General features: G+C 49.7%; 9 tRNA genes and 1 rRNA gene. All 10 read right to left on the bottom strand.

The features are described 5' to 3' along the window. Window positions 1-188: 188 nt before the first annotated feature. Window positions 189-264 (bottom strand) — tRNA-Ala (locus MPH60_RS27520). Window positions 265-274: 10 nt separating this feature from the next. Then, a tRNA-Pro gene (locus MPH60_RS27515) sits at window positions 275-351 on the bottom strand. Between the two features lie 9 nt (window positions 352-360). Further along, a tRNA-Arg gene (locus MPH60_RS27510) sits at window positions 361-437 on the bottom strand. Between the two features lie 9 nt (window positions 438-446). Further along, window positions 447-535: transfer RNA gene (locus MPH60_RS27505), tRNA-Leu, on the bottom strand. A 12-nt stretch (window positions 536-547) separates the two neighbouring features. Continuing rightward, window positions 548-622 (bottom strand) — tRNA-Gly (locus MPH60_RS27500). A 5-nt stretch (window positions 623-627) separates the two neighbouring features. Beyond that, a tRNA-Leu gene (locus MPH60_RS27495) sits at window positions 628-709 on the bottom strand. A 9-nt stretch (window positions 710-718) separates the two neighbouring features. Beyond that, window positions 719-794: transfer RNA gene (locus tag MPH60_RS27490), tRNA-Lys, on the bottom strand. A 42-nt stretch (window positions 795-836) separates the two neighbouring features. Continuing rightward, window positions 837-912: transfer RNA gene (locus tag MPH60_RS27485), tRNA-Thr, on the bottom strand. 11 nt (window positions 913-923) lie between these two features. Then, window positions 924-999: transfer RNA gene (locus MPH60_RS27480), tRNA-Val, on the bottom strand. Between the two features lie 10 nt (window positions 1000-1009). Then, window positions 1010-1125, bottom strand: a 5S ribosomal RNA gene (gene rrf, locus MPH60_RS27475). Window positions 1126-1136 lie beyond the last annotated feature (11 nt).

Below are 1136 nucleotides of genomic sequence, written 5' to 3'. Positions count from 1 at the left end.
CGTCCTGAGCCAGGATCAAACTCTCCGAAGAAATGTTTGACTTGCTCATTTGCTTTTTTGATAGTGTGTGCTCACTTAAAATTTAACGTTGGCGCTTTGTTTTGTTCAGTTTTCAAAGAGCAATTTGACTCTTCTTAAGGAATCAACTTTCATATCATAACAAAGCCAAAACGGCTTGTCAAGTTTTTTGGTGGAGCCTAGCGGGATCGAACCGCTGACCTCCTGCGTGCAAGGCAGGCGCTCTCCCAGCTGAGCTAAGGCCCCAAAAAAATAATGGTCGGGAAGACAGGATTCGAACCTGCGACCCCTTGGTCCCAAACCAAGTGCTCTACCAAGCTGAGCTACTTCCCGAAAAAAATATGGTGCGCCCGGCGGGAGTCGAACCTACAACCTTCTGATTCGTAGTCAGATGCTCTATCCAATTGAGCTACGGGCGCATATTAAGATGGTGCCGAGGACCGGAATCGAACCGGTACGGTAGTCACCTACCGCAGGATTTTAAGTCCTGTGCGTCTGCCAGTTCCGCCACCCCGGCATAAATAAATAGTGGAGCGGAAGACGGGATTCGAACCCGCGACCCCAACCTTGGCAAGGTTGTATTCTACCACTGAACTACTTCCGCGAACATGCGGGTGAAGGGACTTGAACCCCCACGCCTTGCGGCGCCAGATCCTAAGTCTGGTGCGTCTGCCAATTCCGCCACACCCGCATAATAAAATGGTGAGCCATGAAGGATTCGAACCTTCGACCCTCTGATTAAAAGTCAGATGCTCTACCAACTGAGCTAATGGCTCATATAAACTATTTATATATGCTATATAAAGCTTGTATGAAAATGGTGCCGGCAAGAGGACTTGAACCCCCAACCTACTGATTACAAGTCAGTTGCTCTACCAGTTGAGCTACACCGGCAGGTGTAAAAATGGTGGAGGATGACGGGATCGAACCGCCGACCCTCTGCTTGTAAGGCAGATGCTCTCCCAGCTGAGCTAATCCTCCATATATAACTGCTTGGCGGCGTCCTACTCTCACAGGGGGAAACCCCCAACTACCATTGGCGCTGAAGAGCTTAACTGCCGTGTTCGGAATGGGAACGGGTGTGACCTCTTCGCTATCGCCACCAAACATATAAGGAA

Origin of the sequence: Peribacillus sp. Aquil_B1, assembly GCF_022603275.1 — a bacterium.
In the GTDB taxonomy this organism is placed as follows: Bacteria; Bacillota; Bacilli; order Bacillales; family DSM-1321; genus Peribacillus.
Note: the sequence above shows the minus strand (reverse complement) of the source record. Positions and strands in the feature narration are given on the sequence as shown.